The 1,635-nt window shown below is 74.7% G+C and carries 1 protein-coding gene and 1 pseudogene; one reads left to right on the forward strand and one right to left on the reverse strand.

The window, feature by feature from the left end; genetic code table 11:
• On the reverse strand, nt 1-623 hold a 623-nt coding region (locus tag B7767_RS08230), incomplete at its 3' end, for an FAD-binding oxidoreductase (RefSeq protein ID WP_143652282.1).
• A gap of 300 nt (nt 624-923) precedes the next feature.
• Between B7767_RS08230 and B7767_RS08235 the strand changes: the two are divergent.
• Nucleotides 924-1,635 (forward strand): annotated as a pseudogene (locus B7767_RS08235) (ATP-binding protein); the annotation flags it as partial.

Genomic DNA, 1,635 nt, shown 5'->3' on the forward strand with positions numbered 1-1,635 from the left:
CGGGGCAGATCGGGGAAGGCCGTGCGCAGGCGGGCCAGTTCGCCGTCCACCAGGTCCCGCAGCCCCGCCGGGGCGCCAGCCCAGCCCCGCCCCGGCCGCAACCGGTCCCCGCGCGGGGTGACGACCGCGAGCTCGCGCACGCTGTCGGCCGTCGTGCCCCAGGCCACCGAGTGGGAGCCGCAGGAGTTGTTGCCGATCATGCCGCCGAGGGTGCAGCGGCTGTGGGTGGAGGGGTCCGGGCCGAAGCGCAGGCCGTGCGGGGCGGCGGCCTCCTGGAGGCGGTCGAGGACGAGGCCGGGCTGGACGACGGCCGTGCGCGCCTGGGGATCGAGGGACAGCAGACGGTTCATGTGCCGTGTGAAGTCGAGCACCACACCGGTGCCGGTCGCCTGCCCCGCGATCGACGTGCCGCCGCCGCGCGGCACCACGGGGACGCCGTACGTCCGGCACACCGACAGCGCCGCCGCCACGTCGTCGGCGTCCCGCGGGGCCACCACGCCGAGCGGTACCCGGCGGTAGTTGGAGGCGTCCATCGTGGTCAGGGCCCGTGCGGTCGTGGTGAAGTCGACCTCGCCGCGCACGGCCGCCCGCAGCCCGGCCAGCAGTTCCCGGTGATCCGTCATGCCCTCAGGATGCCTCCGCGGAGGCCGGGCGCAGGAGACGGCGCCCGCACGTCCCACGGCGCCGTGGAAGGTCCCGATGTGCGCCCGGGATGGAGCGACTGACGAAAACGGAAGCGGAATCTTCCCAAGTCGAACACGAACTCTCATATAGTGACCGCGAGTTGCGCGCAGTTGTCGGACTCGTTCGAAAGCGACCCCGAAAACCGAGTCCGGCATTCCCGTGAAACCGCCCGAGGGCCGCGCAGACACGACGGTGCACGCCCGCGGACCGACCGAGGAACCGACCGAGGACCCTGATTGATGACCTCCCCCCTGCTCCCCGGCGACCGTCCCACCCCCCGCAGCCTGCTGCCCGTCCCGGTGCTCACCGCGGCGGTCACCGCCATCGGGGTCCTCGGCGCCCTCTTCCTCGTCCCGGACGACGCGGTCGGCTCCGTCGTCGTGGTCGGGACGATCGCCGCCGTACTGCTGTGCGCGGCGGCCACGGTGGCCACGTACACCGTCCTGTCGGCGCGGGCCGCCCGTACCCGGCTGGACGCCGTCACCCAGGACATCGGCCGGCTGCTCCAGGAACGCGCCCGGCTGGCGGAGGAGTCCCGCCGCCAGCACGAGCGGCTGACCGGTGAACTCAACCGTGAGCGCGCCCGGTTGTCCGCCGAACTGGACCAGGAGCGCGCCCACCTCGCCGAGACCCTGGCCGCGGAGCGCGACCGCCTCGCCGAGCAGCATGCCGCCGACACCGCCCGCCTGACGCGGGAGCACGCCGACGAGCGGACCCGGCTCGCGGACGACCACACCGCCGCGCTGAGGCGGCTCGCCGAGGAGCACGCCGAGAAGCTGCGCCTCATCACCGAGGAACACGACGCCCACACCGCCCGGTCGGCCCGCGACCACGCGGAGGAGATCGGCCGGCTGACCGAGGAGCGGGACCGGCTCGGGGCGGACCGGGACCGGCTCACCGCGGAGAACGCGCGGCTGACCGCCCGGCTGCGCGAGGCCGACGGCGCGCGGG

Origin of the sequence: Streptomyces sp. 13-12-16 (assembly GCF_002114215.1) — a bacterium.
In the GTDB taxonomy this organism is placed as follows: Bacteria; Actinomycetota; Actinomycetes; order Streptomycetales; family Streptomycetaceae; genus Streptomyces.